The organism is Bacillus sp. JS (assembly GCF_000259365.1).
Classification (GTDB): Bacteria; Bacillota; Bacilli; order Bacillales; family Bacillaceae; genus Bacillus; species Bacillus stercoris.
Genome location: NC_017743.1, coordinates 3,372,248 through 3,395,745, shown reverse-complemented (window position 1 = coordinate 3,395,745; position 23,498 = coordinate 3,372,248). Strand labels below are relative to the sequence as shown.

The 23,498-nt window shown below is 46.7% G+C and carries 21 protein-coding genes; 17 read left to right on the top strand and 4 right to left on the bottom strand.

Features of this window, described 5'->3' with window-relative positions:
• Positions 1-2 precede the first annotated feature (2 nt).
• From MY9_RS17265 to MY9_RS17235, 7 genes are read left to right on the top strand one after another with little or no spacing between them, the layout of a single operon-like run.
• Positions 3-1,079: a polysaccharide pyruvyl transferase family protein gene (locus tag MY9_RS17265; protein WP_014665449.1), complete on the top strand. Its 1,077-nt coding sequence runs from the start codon at positions 3-5 to the stop codon at positions 1,077-1,079.
• Positions 1,076-2,110, top strand: a complete 1,035-nt coding sequence (locus tag MY9_RS17260; RefSeq protein WP_014665448.1) for a glycosyltransferase — start codon at positions 1,076-1,078, stop codon at positions 2,108-2,110. Before MY9_RS17265 ends, MY9_RS17260 begins: the two co-directional genes overlap by 4 nt.
• Positions 2,107-3,624 (top strand): MATE family efflux transporter, encoded by a 1,518-nt coding sequence (locus MY9_RS17255; RefSeq protein ID WP_014665447.1) that lies wholly within the window; start codon positions 2,107-2,109, stop codon positions 3,622-3,624. Before MY9_RS17260 ends, MY9_RS17255 begins: the two co-directional genes overlap by 4 nt.
• Positions 3,621-4,229: a sugar transferase gene (locus MY9_RS17250; protein WP_014480945.1), complete on the top strand. Its 609-nt coding sequence runs from the start codon at positions 3,621-3,623 to the stop codon at positions 4,227-4,229. The genes MY9_RS17255 and MY9_RS17250 overlap by 4 nt, the downstream gene beginning before the upstream one ends.
• Positions 4,226-4,876 (top strand): acetyltransferase, encoded by a 651-nt coding sequence (locus MY9_RS17245; protein WP_014665446.1) that lies wholly within the window; start codon positions 4,226-4,228, stop codon positions 4,874-4,876. The genes MY9_RS17250 and MY9_RS17245 overlap by 4 nt, the downstream gene beginning before the upstream one ends.
• Before the next feature lie 4 nt (positions 4,877-4,880).
• Positions 4,881-6,047 (top strand): DegT/DnrJ/EryC1/StrS family aminotransferase, encoded by a 1,167-nt coding sequence (locus MY9_RS17240; protein ID WP_014665445.1) that lies wholly within the window; start codon positions 4,881-4,883, stop codon positions 6,045-6,047.
• Positions 6,026-6,994: a polysaccharide pyruvyl transferase family protein gene (locus MY9_RS17235; RefSeq protein WP_014665444.1), complete on the top strand. Its 969-nt coding sequence runs from the start codon at positions 6,026-6,028 to the stop codon at positions 6,992-6,994. Before MY9_RS17240 ends, MY9_RS17235 begins: the two co-directional genes overlap by 22 nt.
• Before the next feature lie 9 nt (positions 6,995-7,003).
• On the opposite strand, the gene yvfG is transcribed toward MY9_RS17235, so the two are convergent.
• The gene (gene yvfG / locus MY9_RS17230; protein ID WP_003219905.1) at positions 7,004-7,222 is read right to left on the bottom strand and encodes a protein YvfG; all 219 of its coding nucleotides are present in this window, start codon (positions 7,220-7,222) and stop codon (positions 7,004-7,006) included.
• A 78-nt stretch (positions 7,223-7,300) separates the two neighbouring features.
• On the opposite strand from yvfG, the gene rpoN reads away from it, so the two are divergent.
• Complete coding sequence (rpoN, locus tag MY9_RS17225; RefSeq protein WP_014665443.1) at positions 7,301-8,611, top strand: RNA polymerase factor sigma-54; 1,311 nt, start codon at positions 7,301-7,303, stop codon at positions 8,609-8,611.
• 25 nt (positions 8,612-8,636) lie between these two features.
• Here rpoN and lutP read toward each other — a convergent pair whose 3' ends face one another.
• Positions 8,637-10,328 (bottom strand): L-lactate permease LutP, encoded by a 1,692-nt coding sequence (gene lutP / locus MY9_RS17220; RefSeq protein WP_014665442.1) that lies wholly within the window; start codon positions 10,326-10,328, stop codon positions 8,637-8,639.
• 227 nt (positions 10,329-10,555) lie between these two features.
• Between lutP and lutR the strand changes: the two genes are divergently transcribed.
• The 7 genes from lutR (at position 10,556) to ganB (ending at position 19,461) form a co-directional block, all read left to right on the top strand.
• Positions 10,556-11,278 (top strand): L-lactate utilization/bacilysin biosynthesis transcriptional regulator LutR, encoded by a 723-nt coding sequence (gene lutR / locus MY9_RS17215; protein ID WP_014665441.1) that lies wholly within the window; start codon positions 10,556-10,558, stop codon positions 11,276-11,278.
• Positions 11,279-11,459: 181 nt separating this feature from the next.
• A complete protein-coding gene (gene ganR / locus MY9_RS17210) occupies positions 11,460-12,452 on the top strand; it encodes a galactan degradation operon transcriptional regulator GanR (RefSeq protein ID WP_041521535.1) in 993 nt (330 codons plus the stop codon).
• A 141-nt stretch (positions 12,453-12,593) separates the two neighbouring features.
• Positions 12,594-13,859: an arabinogalactan oligomer ABC transporter substrate-binding protein GanS gene (gene ganS / locus MY9_RS17205; protein ID WP_014665439.1), complete on the top strand. Its 1,266-nt coding sequence runs from the start codon at positions 12,594-12,596 to the stop codon at positions 13,857-13,859.
• Between the two features lie 39 nt (positions 13,860-13,898).
• Positions 13,899-15,155 (top strand): arabinogalactan oligomer ABC transporter permease GanP, encoded by a 1,257-nt coding sequence (gene ganP / locus MY9_RS17200; RefSeq protein WP_014665438.1) that lies wholly within the window; start codon positions 13,899-13,901, stop codon positions 15,153-15,155.
• A gap of 3 nt (positions 15,156-15,158) precedes the next feature.
• Positions 15,159-16,010 carry an arabinogalactan oligomer ABC transporter permease GanQ gene (gene ganQ, locus MY9_RS17195; RefSeq protein ID WP_014665437.1) on the top strand — a complete coding sequence of 284 codons (852 nt, stop codon included), beginning with the start codon at positions 15,159-15,161 and terminating at the stop codon, positions 16,008-16,010.
• 18 nt (positions 16,011-16,028) lie between these two features.
• Positions 16,029-18,092 carry a beta-galactosidase GanA gene (ganA, locus tag MY9_RS17190; protein ID WP_081483645.1) on the top strand — a complete coding sequence of 688 codons (2,064 nt, stop codon included), beginning with the start codon at positions 16,029-16,031 and terminating at the stop codon, positions 18,090-18,092.
• A 79-nt stretch (positions 18,093-18,171) separates the two neighbouring features.
• On the top strand, positions 18,172-19,461 hold the full coding sequence (gene ganB, locus MY9_RS17185) for an arabinogalactan endo-beta-1,4-galactanase (protein ID WP_014665435.1): 1,290 nt from the start codon (positions 18,172-18,174) through the stop codon (positions 19,459-19,461).
• A gap of 53 nt (positions 19,462-19,514) precedes the next feature.
• Here ganB and rsbP read toward each other — a convergent pair whose 3' ends face one another.
• Positions 19,515-20,726 (bottom strand): phosphoserine phosphatase RsbP, encoded by a 1,212-nt coding sequence (gene rsbP, locus MY9_RS17180; RefSeq protein WP_014665434.1) that lies wholly within the window; start codon positions 20,724-20,726, stop codon positions 19,515-19,517.
• A gap of 34 nt (positions 20,727-20,760) precedes the next feature.
• Positions 20,761-21,570 carry a sigma factor SigB/phosphatase RsbP regulator RsbQ gene (gene rsbQ, locus MY9_RS17175; RefSeq protein WP_014665433.1) on the bottom strand — a complete coding sequence of 270 codons (810 nt, stop codon included), beginning with the start codon at positions 21,568-21,570 and terminating at the stop codon, positions 20,761-20,763.
• Positions 21,571-21,852: 282 nt separating this feature from the next.
• On the opposite strand from rsbQ, the gene MY9_RS17170 reads away from it, so the two are divergent.
• Entirely contained in the window at positions 21,853-22,758 is a 906-nt protein-coding gene (locus MY9_RS17170) for an ABC transporter ATP-binding protein (RefSeq protein WP_081483644.1), read from the top strand.
• Entirely contained in the window at positions 22,759-23,496 is a 738-nt protein-coding gene (locus tag MY9_RS17165; protein ID WP_014665431.1) for an ABC transporter permease, read from the top strand.
• Positions 23,497-23,498: the final 2 nt, after the last annotated feature.

The window sequence follows — 23,498 nt, the reverse complement described above, 5'->3', positions numbered from 1 at the left end:
ACATGTCGTTACAATCGTTGAAAATTAATTTTGCAGAATGGCTGCTGCTTAAGGTCAAATACCCGTCCCAATATTGGCTGGGAGCGGCAGACCAGCCGGTAAAGGCCGCAGCACATCAGAAAAAAATCATACTGACCCTGCTGCCGTCACATGATAATTTGGGAGATCACGCAATTGCTTATGCCAGCAAGACATTTCTTGAGCAAGAATACCCGGACTTTGACATCATCGAGGTCGATATGAAGGACATTTACAAATCAGCAAAAAACCTGATCCGCTCGCGCCATCCGGAGGATATGGTCTTTATCATCGGCGGCGGAAACATGGGGGATTTATACCGTTATGAGGAGTGGACGCGCCGCTTCATCATTAAAACATTTCATGACTATCGGGTTGTCCAGCTTCCGGCAACGGCTCATTTTTCCGACACGAAAAAAGGGCGCAAAGAGCTGAAGCGGGCACAGAAAATTTATAATTCGCACCCGGGCCTGTTGCTGATGGCACGGGATGAAACAACGTATCAATTTATGAAACAGCATTTTCAAGAAAAAACAATTCTGAAGCAGCCGGATATGGTGCTGTATTTAGACAGAAGCAAGGCCCCCGCAGAGCGCGAAGGGGTTTATATGTGTTTGCGCGAGGACCAGGAAAGCGTGCTTCAGGAGGATCAGAGAATCCGGGTCAAGGCTGCGCTATATGAGGAATTCGGCGAGATCAAATCCTTTACGACAACGATTGGGCGCCGAGTCAGCCGCGATACACGGGAACAAGAGCTTGAAGCACTGTGGTCTAAGCTGCAAAGCGCAGAAGCCGTCGTCACAGACAGGCTTCATGGCATGATTTTTTGCGCGCTGACAGGAACACCGTGTGTTGTTATTCGCTCCTTTGACCATAAGGTGATGGAAGGCTATCAATGGCTCAAAGACATCCCATTCATGAAGCTGATTGAACATCCGGAGCCGGAGCGTGTAACAGCCGCAGTCAATGAGCTTTTAACAAAAGAAACACCCCGTGCCGGCTTTCCGAGAGATGTGTATTTTAAAGGTCTGCGTGACAAAATCAGCGGTGAAGCGCAATGACCCCGCTCGTCAGCATTATTGTCCCGATGTATAATGTTGAACCATTTATAGGGGAGTGCATTGATTCTTTGCGTTGCCAAACGCTTTCTGATATTGAAATCATCCTCGTGAATGACGGAACACCGGATCGGTCAGGCGAAATTGCAGAGGACTATGCAAAACGGGATGCGAGAATCCGGGTCATTCATCAGGCAAACGGCGGGCTTAGTTCAGCGCGAAATACGGGAATAAAGGCCGCGCGGGGCACTTACATCGGCTTTGTCGACGGAGACGATTATGTATCATCCGCCATGTTCCAGAGACTGGCTGAAGAAGCGGAGCAAAATCGGCTCGACATCGCCGGATGCGGTTTTTACAAGCAGTCACCGGACAGGCGGACATATGTGGCGCCGCAGCTCGAGGCAAACCGCGTGCTGACAAAAAAAGAAATGACTGAATGGCTTAAATATGCTCACGAAACGAGATTTATCTGGTATGTATGGCGTTATCTTTACCGCCGTGAGCTTTTTGATAGGGCGAACCTGATGTTTGAGGAAGACATCCGTTTTGCTGAAGACTCTCCCTTCAATTTGTCCGCTTTTCGCGAAGCGGAGCGGGTGAAAATGCTTGATGAAGGATTCTACATTTATCGTGAAAACCCGAACAGCCTGACAGAAGTTCCTTATAAGCCGGCGATGGATGAACATCTTCAAAAACAATATCAGGCTAAAATCGCATTCTACAATCACTATGGCTTAGCAGGCGCATGCCAAGAAGATTTGAATGTGTACATTTGCAGGCACCAGCTTCCGATGCTTTTGGCAAATGCCTGTGCTTCTCCGAATTCGCCGAAAGACATCAAAAAGAAGATCAGACAGATTTTGTCCTATGACATGGTGCGGCAGGCTGTCAGACATACACCGTTTCAGCATGAGAAATTATTAAGAGGAGAGCGTTTGATATTAGCACTGTGTAAATGGCGGCTCACTTTTCTCATCAAGCTGTTTTTCGAGCAGCGGGGGACGATGAAAGGCAGTGCGAAGCAGGCATGAAATTCACGATAAACTTCAGCGCGAATCTCACGGCTTTTCTCTTGTCTGTTTTCCTGTCGGTTTGGATGACGCCTTTTATTGTCAAAACGCTCGGTGTGGAAGCGTTCGGCTTTGTTCACTTGACACAAAATGTGATTAATTACTTTTCGATTATCACCGTGGCTCTCAGCTCGGTTGTCGTTCGCTTCTTTTCTGTTGCTGCCCACAGGGGAGAGCGGGAGAAAGCAAATGCGTATATCAGCAATTATTTAGCGGCCTCTGTTTTGATTTCATTGCTTCTCTTGCTGCCGCTTGCGGGCTCGGCTTTTTTTGTTGACCGCGTCATGAATGTGCCGCAAGCGCTTTTGGCTGATGTGCGTGTGTCGATTTTGATCGGCAGTCTGCTGTTTATCTTAACGTTTCTGACGGCTGGTTTCGGGGCTGCACCATTTTATGCCAACCGCCTTTACATCACCAGTTCCATTCAGGCGGTGCAAATGCTTGTACGCGTGCTGTCTGTGCTGCTCCTGTTTGCATGCTTTGCGCCAAAAATCTGGCAGATCCAGCTTGCCGCTTTAGCTGGTGCTGTCATCGCGTCTGTGCTGTCTTTCTATTTCTTTAAAAAGCTGATTCCATGGTTTTCGTTCCGTATGAAGGATCTTTCATTCCGCACAAGCAAGGAGCTGTTTCAAGCGGGCGCATGGAGCTCCGTCAATCAAATCGGCGTCCTGCTTTTTTTGCAGATTGATCTGTTAACCGCCAATTTGATGCTTGGAGCGTCCGCATCCGGGAAATACGCGGCGATTATCCAGTTTCCGCTGCTTTTGCGCAGCTTGGCAGGAACGGTCGCATCCCTGTTTGCGCCTATCATGACTTCATATTATTCAAAAGGCGATATGGACGGATTGATGAATTACGCCAATAAGGCAGTGAGGCTGAATGGCCTTTTGCTTGCACTTCCTGCTGCCTTATTGGGCGGGTTGGCGGGGCCTTTTCTGACAATCTGGCTCGGACCGTCCTTTTCGTCGATAGCACCGCTTTTATTTATTCATGCCGGATACTTGGTGATCAGCCTCGCCTTTATGCCGCTGTTTTATATTTGGACCGCTTTTAATCAACAAAAAACACCGGCGATTGTTACCCTGCTGTTAGGCGCAGTGAATGTGGTGCTGGCCGTCACGCTGAGCGGGCCGGCTCATCTCGGTCTGTACGGCATAACATTGGCCGGGGCGATTTCCCTTATTTTAAAAAATGCCGTCTTCACGCCGCTTTTTGTATCCCGCATTACAGGCTGTAAAAAGCACGTGTTCTTTAAAGGCATCATCGGGCCTCTTTCAGCCGCTGTGTTTGCCTGGACGGTCTGTAAGGCCATGCAATTTGTTGTGAAGATTGACGGCTGGACGTCACTGATAGCGACGGGAGTGACAGTCAGCTTCTGCTACGCTGTTTTCGCTTTTATGCTCGTTTGTACAAAAGAGGAAAGACAGCTGGTACTAAAACGGTTTCGAAAAACGAAAGGAGCTGTGAATCTTTGATCCTGAAACGACTTTTTGATCTGACGGCCGCCATTTTTTTGTTGTGCTGTACGAGTGTGATCATTCTGTTCACCATCGCCGTTGTCAGGCTGAAAATAGGATCACCTGTCTTCTTTAAGCAAGTAAGGCCGGGCCTGCACGGCAAACCGTTCACCCTGTATAAGTTCCGGACAATGACGGATGAACGGGACAGTGAAGGAAATCTGCTGCCCGATGAAGTTAGGCTGACGAAAACAGGCAGGCTGATCAGAAAGCTAAGCATTGATGAGCTTCCGCAGCTTCTGAATGTTCTGAAGGGCGATCTCAGCCTTGTCGGGCCGCGGCCGCTTTTGATGGACTATCTGCCCCTTTATACAGAAAAACAGGCCCGGCGCCATGAGGTGAAGCCGGGTATCACAGGCTGGGCGCAAATCAATGGCAGAAACGCGATTTCCTGGGAAAAGAAATTTGAATTAGATGTTTGGTACGTTGACAACCGATCATTTTTTCTCGATTTGAAAATTCTATGTTTGACGGTGCGAAAGGTTCTTGTTTCAGAAGGGATTCAGCAAACCAATCATGTGACCGCGGAACGGTTTACCGGAAGCGGAGATGTGTCCTCATGAAAAACGTGGCCATTGTGGGTGACGGCGGACACGGAAAGGTGATCAGAGAGCTGATTAACGCCCGCGCAGATACGCGTTTAGCCGCGGTGCTGGATGATAAATTCAAAACGTTCGAAGGCGGAAAAGAATGGTACACAGGCCCGCCGGAAGCTATTAGTGAATTGCGCAGGCTCATTCCCGATGTGCTGTTTTTGATTGCTGTTGGAAATAACAGTGTCAGAAAACAGCTGACTGAACGACTGGGACTGAAGAAAGATGATTTTATTACATTGATTCACCCGTCAGCCATTATCAGCAAATCGGCTGCTATCGGGGAAGGGACAGTGATTATGGCGGGCGCAATCATTCAGGCGGATGCGCGAATCGGCGCCCACTGCATCATCAATACGGGCGCAGTGGCAGAGCATGACAATCAAATCAGCGATTACGTTCATCTGTCCCCGCGTGTCACACTGTCAGGAGCGGTTTCCGTTCAGGAAGGCGCTCACGTTGGAACCGGTGCGTCCGTCATACCGCAGATCACAATCGGGGCTTGGAGCATTGTCGGCGCCGGCTCTGCGGTAATCCGTTCCATACCGGATAGGGTAACGGCGGCCGGGGCACCGGCACGCATCATTTCTTCCATTCAAACATCAAACAAAGGATGATTCTATGCATAAAAAAATCTACTTATCTCCCCCTCACATGAGCGGCAGGGAGCAGCACTATATTTCGGAAGCCTTTCGCTCAAACTGGATCGCGCCGCTTGGGCCGCTCGTGAATTTATTTGAAGAACAGCTGGCAGAACGCGTCGGTGTAAAAGCAGCAGCTGCGGTCAGCTCTGGAACGGCTGCGATTCATCTGGCGCTGCGTTTGCTTGACGTAAAAGAAGGAGAAAGCGTGTTTTGCCAGTCCTTCACATTTGTAGCAACCGCCAATCCGATTTTATATGAAAAAGCGGTGCCCGTCTTTATTGATTCTGAGCCTGACACATGGAATATGTCGCCGAAAGCCCTTGAAAGAGCATTGCAGGAAGCGAAAAGAAACGGAACTCTGCCAAAAGCCGTTATTGCCGTCAATCTATATGGGCAGAGCGCGAAAATGGATGACATTGTAAGCCTGTGTGATGCATACGGAGTTCCTGTCATTGAGGACGCAGCCGAATCTCTCGGAACAGTCTACAAAGGGAAGCAAAGCGGGACATTCGGGCGCTTCGGCATTTATTCATTTAACGGGAACAAAATCATCACCACATCAGGCGGAGGGATGCTCGTTTCAAATGATGAAGCCGCAATGGAAAAAGCAAGATTTCTCGCGTCGCAGGCTCGAGAGCCGGCTGTTCATTATCAGCACAGTGAAATGGGGCATAATTACAGGCTGAGCAATATTTTAGCCGGTGTCGGCATTGCTCAGCTTGAGGTGCTGGATGAGCGCGTAGAGAAAAGAAGGACCATTTTCACGAGATACAAAAATGCGCTCGGTCACTTAGACGGCGTCCGCTTTATGCCGGAGTACGCAGCAGGCATATCCAATCGCTGGCTCACCACGCTCACGCTTGATAACGGGCTCAGCCCCTATGACGTAGTTCAACATCTTGCTGAAGAAAACATTGAAGCCCGTCCGCTGTGGAAGCCGCTCCATACCCAGCCGCTGTTCGATCCTGCTTTGTTTTATTCCCATGAAGATACAGGAAGCGTATGCGAAGAGCTTTTCAAGCAAGGGATCTGTCTCCCATCCGGGTCAAATATGACAGAAGATGAGCAAGATCGGGTCATTGACGTGCTACTGCACTTATTCCAAAATGCCGAGGTGAAGAAATGGACAGCAAGCATTCGATGATCAGCCTCAAACAGAAATTGTCCGGGCTGCTCGACGTCATTCCGAAACAATCTGAGATCGTATATGCGGACTATCCTCTATATGGGAATGTAGGGGATTTATTTATTATGAAAGGAACAGAAGCCTTCTTTCAAGAACACGGGATTCGGGTCAGAAAACGCTGGAATCCCGACAATTTTCCAGTCGGGCGAAAGCTGGACCCTAATCTTATCATCGTCTGCCAGGGAGGCGGAAACTTCGGGGATCTGTATCCGTATTATCAAGGCTTTAGAGAGAAAATTATCCAAACCTATCCAAACCACAAAATTGTGATCCTGCCGCAATCGATTTATTTTCAAAACAAAGACAACCTCAAGCGGACGGCGGAGATATTTTCTAAGCATGCGAATCTCCACATCATGACAAGGGAAAAAGCCTCCTATGCTACGGCACAGGCTTATTTTTCAAGAAATCACATTCAGCTTCTGCCTGATATGGCTCATCAGCTGTTTCCCGTCATTCCCACGCAGCAGCCGTCTAATCAAAAGCTGAGATTTATCCGAACAGATCATGAAGCAAACCAGGAGCTTCAGGAACACGCAAAAGCGGAGAGCTACGACTGGCGCACGGTCCTGTCAGCTTCAGACCGCCGGACGATCGCTTTTCTGCAAACGCTCAACGTCCTGAACAAAAAAGCGGGCAACCCTTTGCCTATTGCGTATATATGGGGAAAATACTCGGATTACATCGTCAAAAAAGCCATTCGGTTTTTCAGCCGTTACAAATCGGTGGAAACATCAAGGCTGCACGGCCACATCTTGTCTTCTCTTCTTCAAAAAGAAAACACGGTCATTGATAATTCCTATGGGAAAAACGCCAATTACTTTCATACCTGGATGGAAGGAGTGCCAAGCACCCGGCTCATCCATGACGCCTCAAAGAAGGAAAACCTTCCTGCTCACGTGTGAGCGGAAGGTTTATTTTGATTCTCCACGTTTGACTTTGTTGTATGCTTCATCTAAATGCTGAATCCGTTTCAGGACGACAGCGTTTTTCGTCAGCTGGTCTTGCACGAGCGTTGAGACGACGGAACGGTAGTAGCTGTTCATCGCGTGGATTTTATCCTCAGACTGATTCATTTCAATATGCTGTTTTAAATTCTCAATAAAATAAGGGACGGAAAAAAGTTCAGACATTTCTTTGGCAGCTCCTTTTTCATAAATGTATACGGTGTGATCTCAATCATGTACAATGAAGAAAGGGGAGTGAGCAAGATGGATATGAAACTTCAGCAAGTACAAGTATTAAAGCCTCAACTGACACAGGAGCTCAGGCAGGCCATCACGCTGCTTGGCTATCATTCGGCAGAGCTTGCCGAGTACATTGATGAGCTCTCACTGGAAAACCCTCTTATTGAACGAAAGGAAACAGACACACCGCCACTATCTTACCATAAAACAAATAAAAACAGGATGAATGCACAGGAAGCGGGCCTTCAATTAAGTGATCCGCAAAAAACATTGCAGGATGCGTTAAAACAGCAGTCACTCGATATGAATCTGTCAAACACTGAAAAAAAGATTTTTAATTATCTGATTTATTCGCTTGATTCAAACGGATACTTGGAAGAAGATGTGGAGGAGGCGGCACAGCGCTTATCTGTATCGGCCAACGAAACAGAGGCTGTTTTGGCAAAACTCCAGTCACTAGAGCCGGCTGGAATCGGCGCGAGATCTTTGCAGGAATGCATCCTTCTTCAATTACAGCGGCTGCCGAACAGAAATGAACACGCGGAAATGCTTGTTTCTGCTCATTTTGATGCTTTTGCGCAAAAAAAGTGGAAAGCGCTTTCAGTGGAGACTGGAATTCCGCTTGATACCATTCAGGATATCTCAGATGATATAGCGGCTCTTCATCCAAGACCGGGTCTTCTGTTTGCCCGGCCAGAGCAAGATGTGTATATCGAGCCTGACATTTTTATCACCGTAAAAAACGGGCACATTGCAGCGGAGCTGAATACCCGCTCGTTTCCCGAAATCGATCTGCATCCGCAGTACAGTACGCTTTTATCATCCGGCTCCTGTCAGGATACTGTCTCTTATTTATCCGCGAAATATCAGGAATGGCGCTGGCTGAGCCGCGCGCTACGACAGCGAAAACAGACCATCACGAGGATAATCAATGAGCTGATCACACGCCAAAAGGATTTCTTTCTGAAAGGGCGAAGCGCAATGAAACCGCTGACTCTCAGGGAGATAGCAGACTGCTTAAGCCTTCATGAATCAACTGTGAGCCGGGCCATTAAAGGGAAAACGATCCAAACGCCTTACGGGCTGTTTGAGATGAAACTCTTTTTCTCAGCAAAAGCCGAGGCTTCAGGAGATGGAGATGCGTCGAATTATGCAGTCAAAATGCATCTTGAAGACCTGATCAATCAAGAGGACAAAACAAAACCGCTCTCAGATCAAAAGCTTGCCGAATTGCTATATGAACAGCACGGCATCCAAATCTCGAGACGCACCGTGGCTAAATACCGCGATCAAATGAACATTCCGTCTTCGGCAGCGAGAAAACGGTATAAATAAAAACCTCCCGTGTTGGGAGGTTTTTTTAAGGAATCATCCAGCTGAACACATGATGCTGCAAAAAGGTGATGATACAAACGAGCAGCAGCAAAAACAGACTGTGTTTAATGGTAAAGCGGAAAAGATCTGACTCCTTTCCGGCGAGTCCTACCGCCGCGCATGCCACCGCAATCGACTGCGGCGAAATCATTTTTCCTGTGACACCGCCTGAAGAGTTGGCGGCGACAGACAGAACAGGGTCCATGCCGACCGATAACGCGGTGACTTTCTGCAGGTTGCCGAACAGCAGGTTGGCAGAAGTATCCGAGCCGGTAATGAAGACGCCGAGCCAGCCGAGAACAGGCGAAAAGAAGGTAAACATCGAACCCGTCAGCGCGAGTGTCATCCCGAGTGTCGTGCTCATTCCTGAGGAGTTTGTGACATAGGCAAAACCAACCACAGATGCGATGGTCAAAATCGGAAGCTTCAACTCTTGGATTGTTTCTTTAAAAACGGCTCCCCAGTCTTTCCACGAAATTGCCGTGATGAATTTTGACAGCACAGCGGCAATCAAGATGGCGGTGCCGGCTGAACCGAGCACGTCAAGCTTGTAAACCGCTTCAATCGGCGTACCGTCAGCATTGGCAATCTGATTGTTCAAAAAAGGCACACCAGGGGCAAAAGTCAGTTTTTCCCCAACAGCATTCAGCCATGTCAAGAACACAGCAGAGCCTTCATAATGCCCGGTCAGCGCGGATTTGACAGATGGAATGCCCCATACGGAAATCATCACCGTCAGCAGCAGAAATGGCGACCAAGCCTTGAAAATCTGTCCGCCGCTGTACGCAGGCGCTGTCGGATTCGTTCGCGCCGTTTCAATCGCGGCGGCCGATTCCTGTTCACCGGCAAACCGGAATGTTGTTTTCGGCTTCCACCATTTCAAAAACACAGCAAGCGCAGCCATTGAAACAAGCGCTGACAAAACATCAGGCAGCTCAGGCCCTAAAAAATTGGAACTGAGATATTGAACAACAGCAAAGGAAACACCGGATACGAGAATCGCCGGCCAGACCTCCAAGGCTTTCCTGAACCCGCTCATAATGATGATTAAATAAAGAGGAATAAATACGGATAAAAACGGCAGCTGCCGCCCGACCATTTGCGAAATCTCCATCGCCGGAATCCCTGTCGGCCCTTCTACGGCTGTAATTGGAATCCCAATTGCGCCAAAGGCGACAGGCGCCGTATTGGCGATCAAACAGATCCCCGCCGCATAAAGAGGATTAAAGCCGAGACCGACCAAAAGCGCGGCAGAAATGGCGACAGGCGCTCCGAAGCCTGCTGCCCCTTCTAAAAAAGCCCCGAATGAAAAAGCGATCAAGAGGGCTTGAAGCCGTCGGTCATCAGTAATCGAGAGAACCGAACTGCGAATGATATCAAACTGCCCCGTTTTCACAGTGATTTTATACAAAAAAACAGACGTCACAATGATCCAGCCAATCGGCAATATGCCGTATACGGCTCCTTGTGTCGCCGACATCAGCGCTTTTTCCGCAGGCATCCGATAAACCAATACAGCAATGACAAGGGCGATCCCCAATGTGGCCAAGCCCGCTGTATACCCCTTCATCCGTTTAATCGCGAGTGCCCAAAAAAAGAAAATAATCGGTACAAGTGCGGCAAGCGCTGATAAAAGCAAATTTCCCCCTATAGGCGTATATGCCTGTGTCCATTGCATCCCAAACCCCTCCTTGAAACATAAACTGGCGTTGTGTGTAAGCGGTTTCTATAGATGATATGATCATCTGATGACTGGGTAATAAGACCAGTTACCTAGCATTATATTTTGAAAAAAATCAAAGTACAAGACTTTTTGACAAAATAGTCAAAATCTTTTGGCTGCCCATAAAACAGAGTATAATAGATCGTAAACAGCCAGACCTACAAGTTACGGGGTGAATTGCATTGAAATACAAACAGATTAAAACAAAAAAAATATATGAAGAAGTAGCGGATGCACTATTAGATATGATCAAAAACGGCGAATTGAAGCCTGGAGATAAACTGGACTCTGTTCAGGCGCTTGCTGAGAGCTTTCAAGTCAGCCGTTCAGCGGTTCGAGAAGCACTTTCTGCGCTAAAAGCGATGGGGCTTGTCGAAATGAAACAGGGGGAAGGCACGTACCTGAAGGAATTTGAGCTCAATCAAATTTCTCAGCCGCTCTCAGCCGCCCTTCTTATGAAAAAAGAGGACGTCAAGCAGCTGCTCGAGGTCAGAAAACTGCTTGAACTCGGCGTGGCGTCATTAGCTGCTGAAAAAAGGACAGAAGCAGATCTCGAAAGAATTCATGATGCACTAAAGGAAATGGGGAGCATTGAAGCAGACGGGGAGTTGGGAGAGAAAGCAGATTTTGCATTTCATCTGGCGCTTGCGGACGCTTCTCAAAATGAACTTCTTAAACACTTGATGAATCACGTATCATCATTGCTGCTGGAAACAATGAGAGAAACGCGGAAAATCTGGCTGTTTTCCAAGAAGACCTCAGTTCAGCGGCTGTATGAGGAGCACGAACGGATTTACAATGCCGTGGCTGCCGGGAACGGTGCACAGGCGGAAGCCGCCATGCTGGCGCACTTGACGAATGTGGAAGATGTGCTTTCGGGATATTTCGAGGAAAATGTGCAATAACCAACTCATTTCCCGGGCAATTCTGCCGGTTCCGGATGATACGAACAACTGAGACTGAGCCGCAAATGGTTCAGTCTTTTTACATGAGGCAGCCAGGGGCTTTGTACGCTTGACATTTTTGAAAAAGAAAGTAAAATATTTTACTAAAATGAATGCGAGCTGCATAATGGAGGCAGATGCAATGGCGACAATTAAAGATATTGCGCAGGAAGCGGGATTTTCAATCTCAACCGTTTCCCGCGTTTTAAATAACGATGAAAGCCTTTCTGTTCCTGATGAGACACGGGAGAAAATCTATGAAGCGGCGGAGAAACTCAATTACCGCAAAAAAACAGTAAGGCCACTGGTGAAACATATTGCGTTTTTATATTGGCTGACAGATAAAGAAGAATTGGAAGATGTCTATTTTAAAACGATGAGATTGGAAATAGAGAAACTGGCGAAAGCATTCAATATCGATATGACCACTTATAAAATATCAGATGGAATTGAGTGCATTCCTGAACATACGGAAGGATTTATTGCCGTCGGCACATTTTCAGATGAAGAGCTGGCTTTCCTTAGAAATCTCACTGAAAACGGCGTCTTTATCGATTCAACTCCTGATCCCGATTATTTTGACTCGGTAAGGCCTGACTTAGCACAAATGACAAGGAAGACGGTAAACATCCTGGCTGAGAAGGGACATAAAAGCATCGGCTTTATCGGCGGCACATACAAAAATCCGAACACCAACCAGGATGAAATGGACATCCGTGAAGAAACCTTCAGATCCTATATGAGGGAAAAAGGCATGCTGGACGAGCGGTATATTTTCTGTCATCGCGGATTCTCTGTAGAAAACGGCTACCGCCTGATGTCAGCGGCGATCGAGACATTAGGCGACCAGCTTCCGACTGCTTTTATGATCGCAGCGGACCCGATTGCAGTGGGCTGTCTGCAAGCCCTGAACGAAAAAGGAATTGCCATACCGAACAGGGTAAGTGTTGTGAGTATCAACAACATCAGCTTCGCGAAGTATGTCTCACCTCCTCTGACGACGTTTCATATTGATATACATGAATTATGTAAAAACGCTGTTCAATTGCTGCTTGAACAAGTGCAGGACAAGAGAAAGACGGTAAAAACTTTATATGTGGGCGCGGAATTAATCGTCAGAAAGAGTATGAATTAAAAACGGCTTAGGACACTAAGCCGTTTTTTTAATTAGGTAAAATAATTTACCTAAAGTAGTAAATAGTTTGTTTACACATTTTCTCAAGCGTGCTATATTATTTTAAAAGCGCTTTCATTTCTACCGAAAGGGTGACAATCAATGAAAAAGGCAAAAAGGTGTTCCGTACTCATGCTCTGCGCAGCTGTCAGTTTATCCTTGGCGGCTTGCGGCCCAAAGGAAAGCAGCAACGCCAAATCGAGTTCAAAAGGGTCGGAGCTTGTCGTGTGGGAGGATAAGGAAAAAAGCATCGGCATTAAAGACGCCGTGGCTGCGTTTGAAAAAGAGCACGATGTGAAGGTCAAAGTCGTTGAAAAACCGTATGCCAAGCAGATTGAAGATTTGCGAATGGACGGACCGGCCGGCACAGGCCCTGACGTGTTAACAATGCCAGGTGACCAAATCGGAACGGCTGTCACGGAAGGATTACTCAAGGAATTACATGTCAAAAAAGACGTTCAATCACTTTATACTGACGCTTCCATTCAGTCTCAAATGGTCGATCAAAAGCTTTATGGACTGCCAAAAGCAGTTGAAACGACTGTGCTGTTTTACAACAAAGCTCTCATCTCAGAAAAGGAATTGCCCAAAACGCTGGAAGAGTGGTACGACTATTCCAAAAAGACTGCTGATGGCAGCAAATTTGGCTTTTTAGCCTTATTCGATCAAATTTATTATGCGGAAAGTGTAATGAGCGGATACGGCGGATACATTTTTGGAAAGGACAAAGACGGCAGCTATAACCCATCAGACATTGGAATCAATAATGAAGGCGCTGTCAAAGGTGCGGCGCTGATGCAGAAGTTTTACAAAGAGGGCTTATTCCCGGCAGGCATTATTGGAGAACAAGGGATTAACGTGTTGGAATCACTGTTCACAGAAGGAAAAGCCGCCGCGATCATTTCTGGTCCATGGAATGTAGAAGCCTTTTCGAAAGCAGGAATCAATTATGGCATTACGAAACTGCCGAAGCTGGAAAATGGGAAAAACATGAGTTCCTTTATCGGCGTTAAAAGCTACAACGTCAGCGCATTTTCAAAGAATGCGGAGCTGGCGCAAGAATTAGCCGTATTCCTGGCAAATGAAAAAAATTCTAAAACACGATATGAAGAGACGAAAGAAGTTCCTGCTGTGAAATCCCTAGCCAATGACCCGGCTATTATGAAAAGTGAGGCGGCACGGGCTGTTACTGAACAATCCCGTTTCTCAGAGCCAACACCAAATATTCCGGAAATGAATGAAATATGGACGCCGGCTGATTCAGCATTACAGACAGTTGCAACAGGGAAGGCGGATCCGAAACAAGCATTGGATCAAGCAGCTGAAACGGCCAAAGGACAAATTAAGGCAAAGCACAGCGGAAAATAAAGAGAAAGCTAGATTTGTATTGTAAGAGAGGTGAAAACGGTGCAGCATCGTCAAATCGCTTTGTTGCTGTCTATCATCCCGGGGCTCGGGCAATTTTATAACAAGCAATGGATAAAAGGCTTTGTCTTTCTTTTCTTAGGCGCATCGTTTTTTGTGGTCTTTGGAGATCTGCTCAATATGGGGTTTTGGGGAATCTTTACACTGGGAACAGAAGTGCCGCGGGATAATTCCGTTTTCTTGCTGGCGGAAGGAATTATCGCTGTCATCGTGACCTGCTTTGGCCTTGCGGTGTATTATGTGAATCTTCGCGATGCGTTTCAAAGCGGAAAGCAGCGTGATGAAAACAAGCCATTAAGTTCCTTAAAAGAACAATACCGGCATATCATTTCTGAGGGCTATCCTTATGTCGTCAGCGGCCCATCTTTGTTTATTTTAATTTTCGCCGTGATCTTCCCCATTTTATTCAGCTTTGCATTAGCGTTCACAAACTATGATTTGTATCATTCTCCTCCTGCAAAATTAATTGATTGGGTCGGTTTTCAAACGTTCGCAAATATATTCACAGTTGATATTTGGAGGTCGACCTTTTTTGATGTATTGGCTTGGACGGTGGTTTGGACACTCGCTGCATCCACACTGCAAGTCAGCTTGGGGATTTTTCTCGCGATCATTGTCAACCAGAAAGACCTTCGGTTTAAACGCTTTTTCCGGACGATACTGATTTTGCCATGGGCCGTTCCCGGTTTTGTGACGATTTTAATTTTTGCGGGGCTGTTTAATGATAGCTTTGGTGCGATGAATCACGACATCTTGGCTTTCTTCGGGATAGATCCGCTTCCGTGGATGACAGATGCCAATTGGTCGAGGCTTGCGTTGATTCTCATGCAGGGCTGGCTCGGATTTCCGTACATCTTTCTCGTCTCAACAGGCGTATTGCAATCCATCCCGGACGATCTGTATGAAGCAGCTACGATTGATGGCGCTTCTGTCTTTTCAAAGCTGAGATACATTACGCTTCCAATGGTGTTCATCGCCATGGCTCCGATTATCATTACTCAGTTTACGTTTAATTTTAATAACTTTAATATTATCTATCTATTTAATGGCGGAGGTCCGGCTGTAACCGGATCGACAGCCGGCGGGACAGACATCCTAGTTTCATGGATTTATAAGTTGACAATGCAGTCCAGTCAATATTCACTTGCTGCGGCTTTAACGATTTTATTATCTGTGTTTGTCATCTCCATCGCATTATGGCAGTTCAGACAGACAAAGTCTTTTAAAGAGGAGGCATGAGTCATGCTGGCAGATATGAAGGTCAGAAAATATTTCCGTCTCCTTTTCTCTTACTTGTTGTTAGCCTTTATGGCGGTCATCATTGTTTATCCTCTCCTTTGGACGGCAGGCGCAAGCTTTAACCCCGGCAACAGCTTAATCAGTACATCCATCATTCCGAAGCATCCGACATTCGATCATTACAAGGAATTATTTGCGGGCAAGGAAAGCCTTCAATATGTGCAGTGGTATGTCAACTCAATGAAGATCAGCCTGTTTACAATGGCAGGGTCTTTGCTCTGTGTGACGTTTACGGCCTATGCGTTTTCGCGCTTTCGGTTCAAAGGGAGGAAATACGCTTTAACCCTCTTTTTATTGCTGCAAATGATTCCTCAGTTTTCGGCTTTAATCGCTTTGTTTGTATTGGCGCAAATCTTGGGCATGATCAATAGCCACTGGCTGTTAATCTTGCTTTATATCGGCGGCCTGATCCCGATGAATACGTATTTGATGAAAGGGTACATGGATTCGATTCCGATGGATTTAGACGAAAGCGCCAAGATTGACGGGGCCAGCAGCACCCGAATCTTCTTCCAAATCATTCTGCCATTATCAAAACCGATGGCGGCAGTGGTGGCCATGAACAGCTTTACAGGACCGCTCGGAGATTTTGTGCTGTCATCAACGATATTGAGAACGCCTGAATCATATACATTGCCCGTCGGCCTATTCAATTTAGTGAATGATGTTATGGGGGCCAGCTATACGACATTTGCGGCCGGAGCCTTGCTTATCAGCATTCCGGTTGCCGTCATCTTTATCATACTGCAAAAGAATTTTGTGTCCGGATTAACCGCAGGCGGAACGAAGGGCTAAGAGAATAAGGAGGAGAATGTGATGTCAAAGCTTGAAAAAACGCACGTAACCGAAGCGAATTTTATGCTTCATGGGGGAGACTACAACCCCGATCAGTGGCTGGATCGGCCCGATATTTTAGCTGACGATATCAAACTGATGAAGCTTTCTCATACGAATACGTTTTCTGTCGGCATTTTTGCATGGAGCGCACTTGAGCCGGAGGAGGGCGTATATCAATTTGACTGGCTGGATGATATTTTTGAGCGGATTCACAGTATAGGCGGCCGGGTCATATTAGCAACGCCGAGCGGAGCCCGTCCGGCCTGGCTGTCACAAGCCTATCCGGAAGTTTTGCGCGTCAATGCCTCCCGCGTCAAACAGCTGCACGGCGGAAGGCACAATCACTGTCTCACATCTAAAGTCTATCGAGAAAAAACTCGGCACATCAACCGCTTATTAGCAGAACGATACGGCAATCACCCGGCGCTGTTAATGTGGCACATTTCAAACGAATACGGGGGAGATTGCCACTGTGATCTATGCCAGCATGCTTTCAGGGAGTGGCTGAAATCGAAATACGACAACAGCCTCAAAACATTGAACCGTGCGTGGTGGACTCCTTTTTGGAGCCATACATTCAATGACTGGTCACAAATTGAAAGCCCTTCGCCGATCGGTGAAAACGGCTTGCACGGCTTGAACTTAGACTGGCGCCGGTTCGTCACCGATCAAACGATTTCGTTTTATGAAAATGAAATCGTTCCGCTGAAAGAACTGACGCCTGATGTCCCTATCACAACGAACTTTATGGCTGACACACCGGATTTAATTCCGTATCAGGGTCTCGACTACAGCAAATTTGCGAAACATGTCGATGCCATCAGCTGGGACGCTTATCCTGTCTGGCACAATGACTGGGAAAGCACAGCTGATTTGGCGATGAAGGTCGGCTTTATCAATGACCTGTACCGAAGCTTGAAGCAGCAGCCTTTCTTATTAATGGAGTGTACGCCAAGCGCGGTCAATTGGCATAACGTCAATAAGGCGAAGCGCCCGGGCATGAATCTGCTGTCATCTATGCAAATGATAGCCCACGGCTCGGACAGCGTTCTCTACTTCCAATACCGCAAATCACGCGGGTCATCAGAAAAATTGCATGGGGCGGTTGTGGATCATGACAACAGCCCGAAGAACCGCGTCTTTCAAGAAGTGGCCAAGGTCGGCGAGACATTGGAACGGCTGTCCGAGGTTGTCGGAACGAAGAGGCCGGCACAAACCGCTATTTTATATGACTGGGAAAATCATTGGGCGCTCGAGGATGCTCAGGGGTTTGCGAAGGCGACAAAACGTTATCCGCAAACGCTTCAGCAGCATTACCGCACATTCTGGGAACACGATATCCCTGTCGATGTCATCACGAAAGAACAAGACTTTTCACCATATAAACTGCTCATCGTCCCGATGCTTTATTTAATCAGCGAGGACACCATTTCCCGTTTAAAAGCGTTTACAGCTGATGGCGGCACTTTAGTCATGACGTATATCAGCGGAATTGTGAATGAGCATGACTTAACATACACAGGCGGATGGCATCCGGATCTTCAAGCAATTTTCGGAATTGAGCCTCTTGAAACTGACACGCTGTATCCGAAGGATCGAAATGCTGTCAGCTACCGCGGCAAAACATACGAAATGAAGGATTATGCAACCGTGATTGATGTAAAGACTGCTTCAACAGAAGCGGTGTATCAAGAGGATTTTTACGCCCGTACGCCAGCTGTCACAAGCCATCAATATCAGCAGGGCAAGGCGTATTTTATCGGCGCGCGTTTGGAGGATCAATTTCACCGTGATTTCTATGAGGGTCTGATCACAGACCTGTCTCTTTCACCTGTTTTTCCGGTTCGGCACGGAAAAGGCGTCTCCGTACAAGCGAGGCAGGATCAGGACAATGATTATATTTTTGTCATGAATTTTACGGAAGAAAAACAGCTGATCACGTTTGAGCAGAGTGTGAAGGACATGATGACAGGAGACATATTGTCAGGCGACCTGACGATGGAAAAGTATGAAGTAAGAATCGTCGTAAACACACATTAGGCTGATGCTCCGCTCGATATGGGCGGATTCTTTTTTCTGCATTTTAGAAAACGCTTACTAAATCGTGAGGGGTGGAATCATGAGGAATGGAGTGAAAATGTGCTTAGCGGCTGCCATCGTGTGGAGTGCATTCAGTTCACCGGGATCTGCCGCTGCCGTTGAGAAGGAGAAGCATATGCCAGAGCTTCGGGCAGAGGATCTTTTTGTTAAAAAAGTAGAGGGAATGAACAAAGACTTTATTAAAGGGGCAGATGTGTCCAGCGTTATTGCTTTGGAAAACAGCGGTGTCACCTTTTACAATACAAGCGGAAAACGCCAGGACATCTTTACAACTTTAAAACAGGCTGGGGTCAACTATGTTCGCGTCCGCATCTGGAATAACCCGTATGATTCAAATGGCAATGGGTATGGCGGGGGAAACAATGATATTCAAAAAGCCATCGAAATCGGAAAAAGAGCGACAGCGAACGGAATGAAGGTGCTTGCCGACTTTCATTATTCTGATTTTTGGGCAGATCCCGCGAAACAAAAGGTGCCCAAAGCTTGGGCGAATCTCAGCTTTGAAGCAAAAAAAGCCAAGCTCTATGAGTATACGAAACAAAGTCTGCAAAAGATGACCAAGGAAGGCGTTGACATCGGCATGGTTCAGGTCGGAAATGAAACAACAGGAGGATTTGCCGGCGAAACCGATTGGACGAAGATGTGCCAATTATTTCATGAAGGAAGCCGAGCGGTCAGGGAGACAAATCCAGGCATTTTGGTCGCCCTGCATTTTACCAATCCTGAAACGGCTGGAAGGTATTCATTTATTGCAGAAACACTCAGCAAAAACAAAGTAGATTATGATGTGTTCGCGAGCTCCTATTATCCTTTCTGGCATGGCACATTACAAAATTTGACCTCCGTGCTGAAGGCTGTTGCCGATACGTACGGCAAAAAAGTCATGGTGGCGGAGACGTCGTACACCTATACCGCTGAGGATGGCGATGGGCATGGAAATACAGCGCCAAAAAGCGGGCAGACGCTGCCATATCCCATTTCTGTTCAAGGCCAGGCAACTGCAGTAAGAGATGTAATGGCGGCAGTGGCGAATACGGGCAAAGCAGGACTTGGCGTTTTCTATTGGGAGCCGGCGTGGATTCCAGTCGGGCCGAAGACGCAGATAGAGAAAAACAAAGTGTTATGGGAAACATACGGGTCAGGGTGGGCCTCAAGCTATGCCGCAGAATACGATCCTGAGGACGCCGGGAAGTGGTATGGGGGAAGTGCTGTAGATAATCAAGCTTTGTTTGATTTTAATGGTCATCCGCTGCCTTCCTTGCAAGTGTTTCAATATGCGGAATCAGGCCATATTCCAAAGAAACGCTGAAACAAAAAAATCCATGAGATGTAACAAATCATTGTTATGTCTCATGGATCATTTTATTTTACATCCACTAATATAAAACATTCATCATCACTCTTATGATGAGCTTCCTTTTGATGCTGGAGCGATGTAAGGATTTTCTCCTTCAGGTCAGTGATCGGCGAATCAGGATGCTCTTTTAGTAAATCAAATAAATAGCATGAAGCCGTAGGATCCATCACGCCATCCGTATATAGAAGCAGTCTCCCGCCATCCGTATATGAAAGGCTGCTTGACTGAAACACTAAGTCTTCAAACATCCCGATCGGAGGCGAGGTCGCGTGAAGCAGATGTTGAGTTCCGCTATCGTCCTGCCATAGTGCCGGCGGATGCCCTGCGTTGACATAATCAATGCTTTGCCTTGCTATATCAATCTCAAGATAAATAGCAGTGCAATAATGTCTTGCTTCCTCATCATTTTGAAACAAGCTGTGAAGGTGCCGGTCTAATTCTTTCATGACATTAACGGGACTGAGACCTTGCGTGATCTGGCGCTGAAACAAAGGATGAAGTGACATCGTAATCAATGCCGATGAAATCCCGTGCCCCATCACATCAAGGATAATAATGCCGTAACGGTGTTCATCGATTTGATAGAATCCGTAAAGATCCCCTGACAAATCACTCGATGCATTGTAATAAGAGTCAATCTGCACCTGATCGTTTACAATCGGTTCAGTCAACGAGTTTTTCTGGATCTTTCTGGCGAGTTCAAGCTCTCTTTTGGTGTTTAATTTAAATTGTTGATTTTGTTTATTGATCTCAAGAAGTTCTTCTTGTTTTGCTTTCAGCGTTTCCAAGGCAATCTCTAACTCCGCATTGGCTTTCTGTTTGGCAAGCAACGCTTCTTGAGCTTCATTTCTGGCTATCAGCAGCTCATTTTCATATTCATTTCGCTTTCGCATTGGAATAAGAACACAATCAAAGACAGAGGCCCCGCTACTGTGTCTCGCAATAGCATTGATAAGGACGGGGACTTCTTCTCCATCTCTTGCTTTCAGGGAAATGTATAATTCTTCGATGTGATGCTCCAATTTCAAAAGCGGAAAAAAATAAAGCTGGCAGAAAAGCTGTGCGGGAATGGTCAACATCGTATTCATATGCTGGCCGATAACCTGCTCCGGTTCATAATCCAGAATATTGATAAGGGTACGGTTGGCAGCTATGATCGACCCCTCTTCTGACAAAGTGAGGAAACCGCATGGTGCATCATTCAATTGTTTGTCCATTAAGAGGGTCACCTCTATCCTTTTTGTTCCGCTATCACACGTGAGCTTTTAAATAATCACCGATCAGCTGTATCGTCTCATCTGGATGGCTCATATGAGGGCAATGTCCGCGGGCCACCATTTGTTTCAGACTGCTATAAGGCAGATGCTTATGCATATAATCACCTACTGTTGCAGGTGCGATGATATCATCTGCACATTGGAGAATAAGAGATGGAACCGTTACCTTCGAAAGATCTTCCCGGTGATCAGAAAAAAACGCCGCTTTTGCGAATTGGCGGGCAATGACAGGGTCAGTAGAACAAAAACGGCTTTCCAGCTCTTCTTTAATTTCAGGCCGATCTGGCTGATTCAGAACGGTTGCCGCAAATACAGTTGCCCAACCGATATAGTTTTTCTCCATCATCTCCAGCAAACCAAGGAGCTGCTCCTCTTCAAATCCTCCATAATACTCAGGCGGATCATTCAAATAGCAAGGAGAAGGCCCTACCATCACCAGTTGGGAAAAAAGCTCCGGGCGGCGGATGGATGCAAGCATCCCTATCACGGCTCCGACGGAGTGCCCCACAAACACGGTTTCCTCCAGATCTAAAGCGTCACAAACATCAAGGACATCTTGGGCATAGCCGTCAAGTGTCTGGTAGCGATTCAGGTCATATGCGCGCAAATCTGAATGTCCCGAACCGACGTAATCAAATAAAATGACCCGGTGCTCTTCTTCAAAGGCCGGTGCTACGGCATTCCACACGCTTTGATCGCATCCAAAACCGGGTGCGAACATGATAGATGCTTTGCCGCTGCCTTTCACCTTCACATGATTTCTAGACAAAATCGCTTCGTTCATGATTGGCTCCTTTCAGCCGGAAAGTAATATAAAGTTCAATGTGTCTATCATAACACTCGCATGCTTTGAAAAGTGTATCTTTCTATGAAAGTCATAGCAGTTTAAAAGAAAGAGGACATGGGTGATAGAAAAGGTGGATGAATTGGAAGATGCAGGAGGATTGCCTAGATACTAACGGTGAGAAAGAAAATGACATTTGTCACTCCATCATCATGACACCCCATACTAACAACAGCTGCTCCGGCATTTTACAATCAATGTAAGCCATCAGGAGGTGCTCATGTGATGAATGAGGCAGTATCAGTAAGCAACGTGACAAAACAGTTCCAGCAAAAAACAGCTGTAAACAACATCAGCTTCAGCATGAAAAAAGGAGAAATCGCAGCCATTCTCGGACCGAATGGAGCAGGGAAGACGACTGTCATCTCTATGATATTAGGATTGCTGAAACCGACTAAGGGAGAAATCAAACTATTTAACCGGGTTCCCGATGATCAACAGGTTCGCGAACAAATAGGCGTGATGCTTCAGGAAGTAAGTGTCATGCCGGGCCTCAAGGTGAATGAAATTCTCGAACTCTTTCGAAGCTATTATCCGAATCCATTGTCCTTGAACGAACTCGTTTCGTTAACAGCACTCACAAAAGAAGATTTGAAAACAAAAGCAGAAAAATTATCCGACGGACAAAAACGCCGTTTAAGCTTTGCTTTGGCTCTTGCCGGGAACCCTGAGCTGCTTATATTCGATGAACCGACAGTCGGCATGGACACTTCATCAAGACATCGATTCTGGCAGACCATTCACGGACTGTCGGACCAAGGAAAAACGATTATTTTTTCAACGCATTATTTACAGGAAGCAGACGATGCCGCACAGCGAATCTTATTTTTTGCTGATGGACGGCTTGTGGCTGATGACTCGCCGATGCAAATCCGCTCAAGAATTCAAAAACAGTCTGTTTCCTTTGCGCTCCATTCAGATGAATCGTTGGAAAAGCTGTCTCGGCACCCGGAGGTAGAGCGGGTGTTCCGCAGGCATCAAAGAATCATCATCCAAACATCAAATACAGACAAAGTGTTGGCGTTGATCTTTCAAGAAAACATCCCAGCACGGGATATTCGAATTGAACACGGGACGCTCGATGAGGCATTTCGCCGGCTGGCTGACGGAAACAGGGAGGCGATGTGAGTGAACATGCTGCAGAAGCAAAGCATAGCTGAAATGAAAAGGGTGCTTAGGAACAAGTATTTTGTGCTTTGGTCGCTGATCATGCCAATAGTCTTTTATTATCTCTTTACCAATGTAGTGAATACCAACGTTCCCGACCAACGTGCATGGGACGCCCATTACTTAATGTCAATGACAGTCTTCAGCGTGATGGGTTCCTCTATCATGACACTGGGCATCCGTATGGTTCAAGAACGGTCACAAGGCTGGACTGCCTTTATCCGCCTTACGCCTCTTCCAGATCATATCTATTTATTAGCTCAGATGATCGGACAAAGTGTCATTCACGTTTTATCGATTACCGTCATTTTTCTGTTCGGCGCAATGATCAATGACATTGCCTTGTCACCGTTTGAATGGATGATGAGCGGACTGTGGATTTTGTTTGGCGCATTGCCTTTTTTAGCATTAGGCACACTAATCGGCCTCATGAGAAAAGTAGAAACAGCGGCCGGAATCAGTAATGTGCTTTATATGCTGCTGGCTTTAGGCGGGGGGATGTGGATGCCGTTTGAGGTCATGCCTGACATGATGCAGAACATTGGCCAGTGGCTTCCGTCTTATCATTTCGGGAGCGGCGCGTGGGAACTAGTGCGGGGCGGGAGTCCGGATTGGAAAAATATCCTGATATTAATCGCTTATATGATGTTCTTCATGCTACTATCTAAATATATTAGAAGAAAACAAGAAGCGGTGTAATA

Bases quoted from the DNA above. Each gene is read 5' to 3' on its own strand.
- MY9_RS17265 (WP_014665449.1), top strand. From the start codon at position 3: ATGTCGTTACAATCGTTGAAAATTAATTTTGCAGAATGGCTGCTGCTT.
- MY9_RS17260 (WP_014665448.1), top strand. From the start codon at position 1,076: ATGACCCCGCTCGTCAGCATTATTGTCCCGATGTATAATGTTGAACCA.
- MY9_RS17255 (WP_014665447.1), top strand. From the start codon at position 2,107: ATGAAATTCACGATAAACTTCAGCGCGAATCTCACGGCTTTTCTCTTG.
- MY9_RS17245 (WP_014665446.1), top strand. From the start codon at position 4,226: ATGAAAAACGTGGCCATTGTGGGTGACGGCGGACACGGAAAGGTGATC.
- MY9_RS17240 (WP_014665445.1), top strand. From the start codon at position 4,881: ATGCATAAAAAAATCTACTTATCTCCCCCTCACATGAGCGGCAGGGAG.
- MY9_RS17235 (WP_014665444.1), top strand. From the start codon at position 6,026: ATGGACAGCAAGCATTCGATGATCAGCCTCAAACAGAAATTGTCCGGG.
- yvfG (WP_003219905.1), bottom strand. From the start codon at position 7,222: ATGTCTGAACTTTTTTCCGTCCCTTATTTTATTGAGAATTTAAAACAG.
- rpoN (WP_014665443.1), top strand. From the start codon at position 7,301: ATGGATATGAAACTTCAGCAAGTACAAGTATTAAAGCCTCAACTGACA.
- lutP (WP_014665442.1), bottom strand. From the start codon at position 10,328: ATGCAATGGACACAGGCATATACGCCTATAGGGGGAAATTTGCTTTTA.
- ganR (WP_041521535.1), top strand. From the start codon at position 11,460: ATGGCGACAATTAAAGATATTGCGCAGGAAGCGGGATTTTCAATCTCA.
- ganS (WP_014665439.1), top strand. From the start codon at position 12,594: ATGAAAAAGGCAAAAAGGTGTTCCGTACTCATGCTCTGCGCAGCTGTC.
- ganQ (WP_014665437.1), top strand. From the start codon at position 15,159: ATGCTGGCAGATATGAAGGTCAGAAAATATTTCCGTCTCCTTTTCTCT.
- ganB (WP_014665435.1), top strand. From the start codon at position 18,172: ATGAGGAATGGAGTGAAAATGTGCTTAGCGGCTGCCATCGTGTGGAGT.
- rsbP (WP_014665434.1), bottom strand. From the start codon at position 20,726: ATGGACAAACAATTGAATGATGCACCATGCGGTTTCCTCACTTTGTCA.
- rsbQ (WP_014665433.1), bottom strand. From the start codon at position 21,570: ATGAACGAAGCGATTTTGTCTAGAAATCATGTGAAGGTGAAAGGCAGC.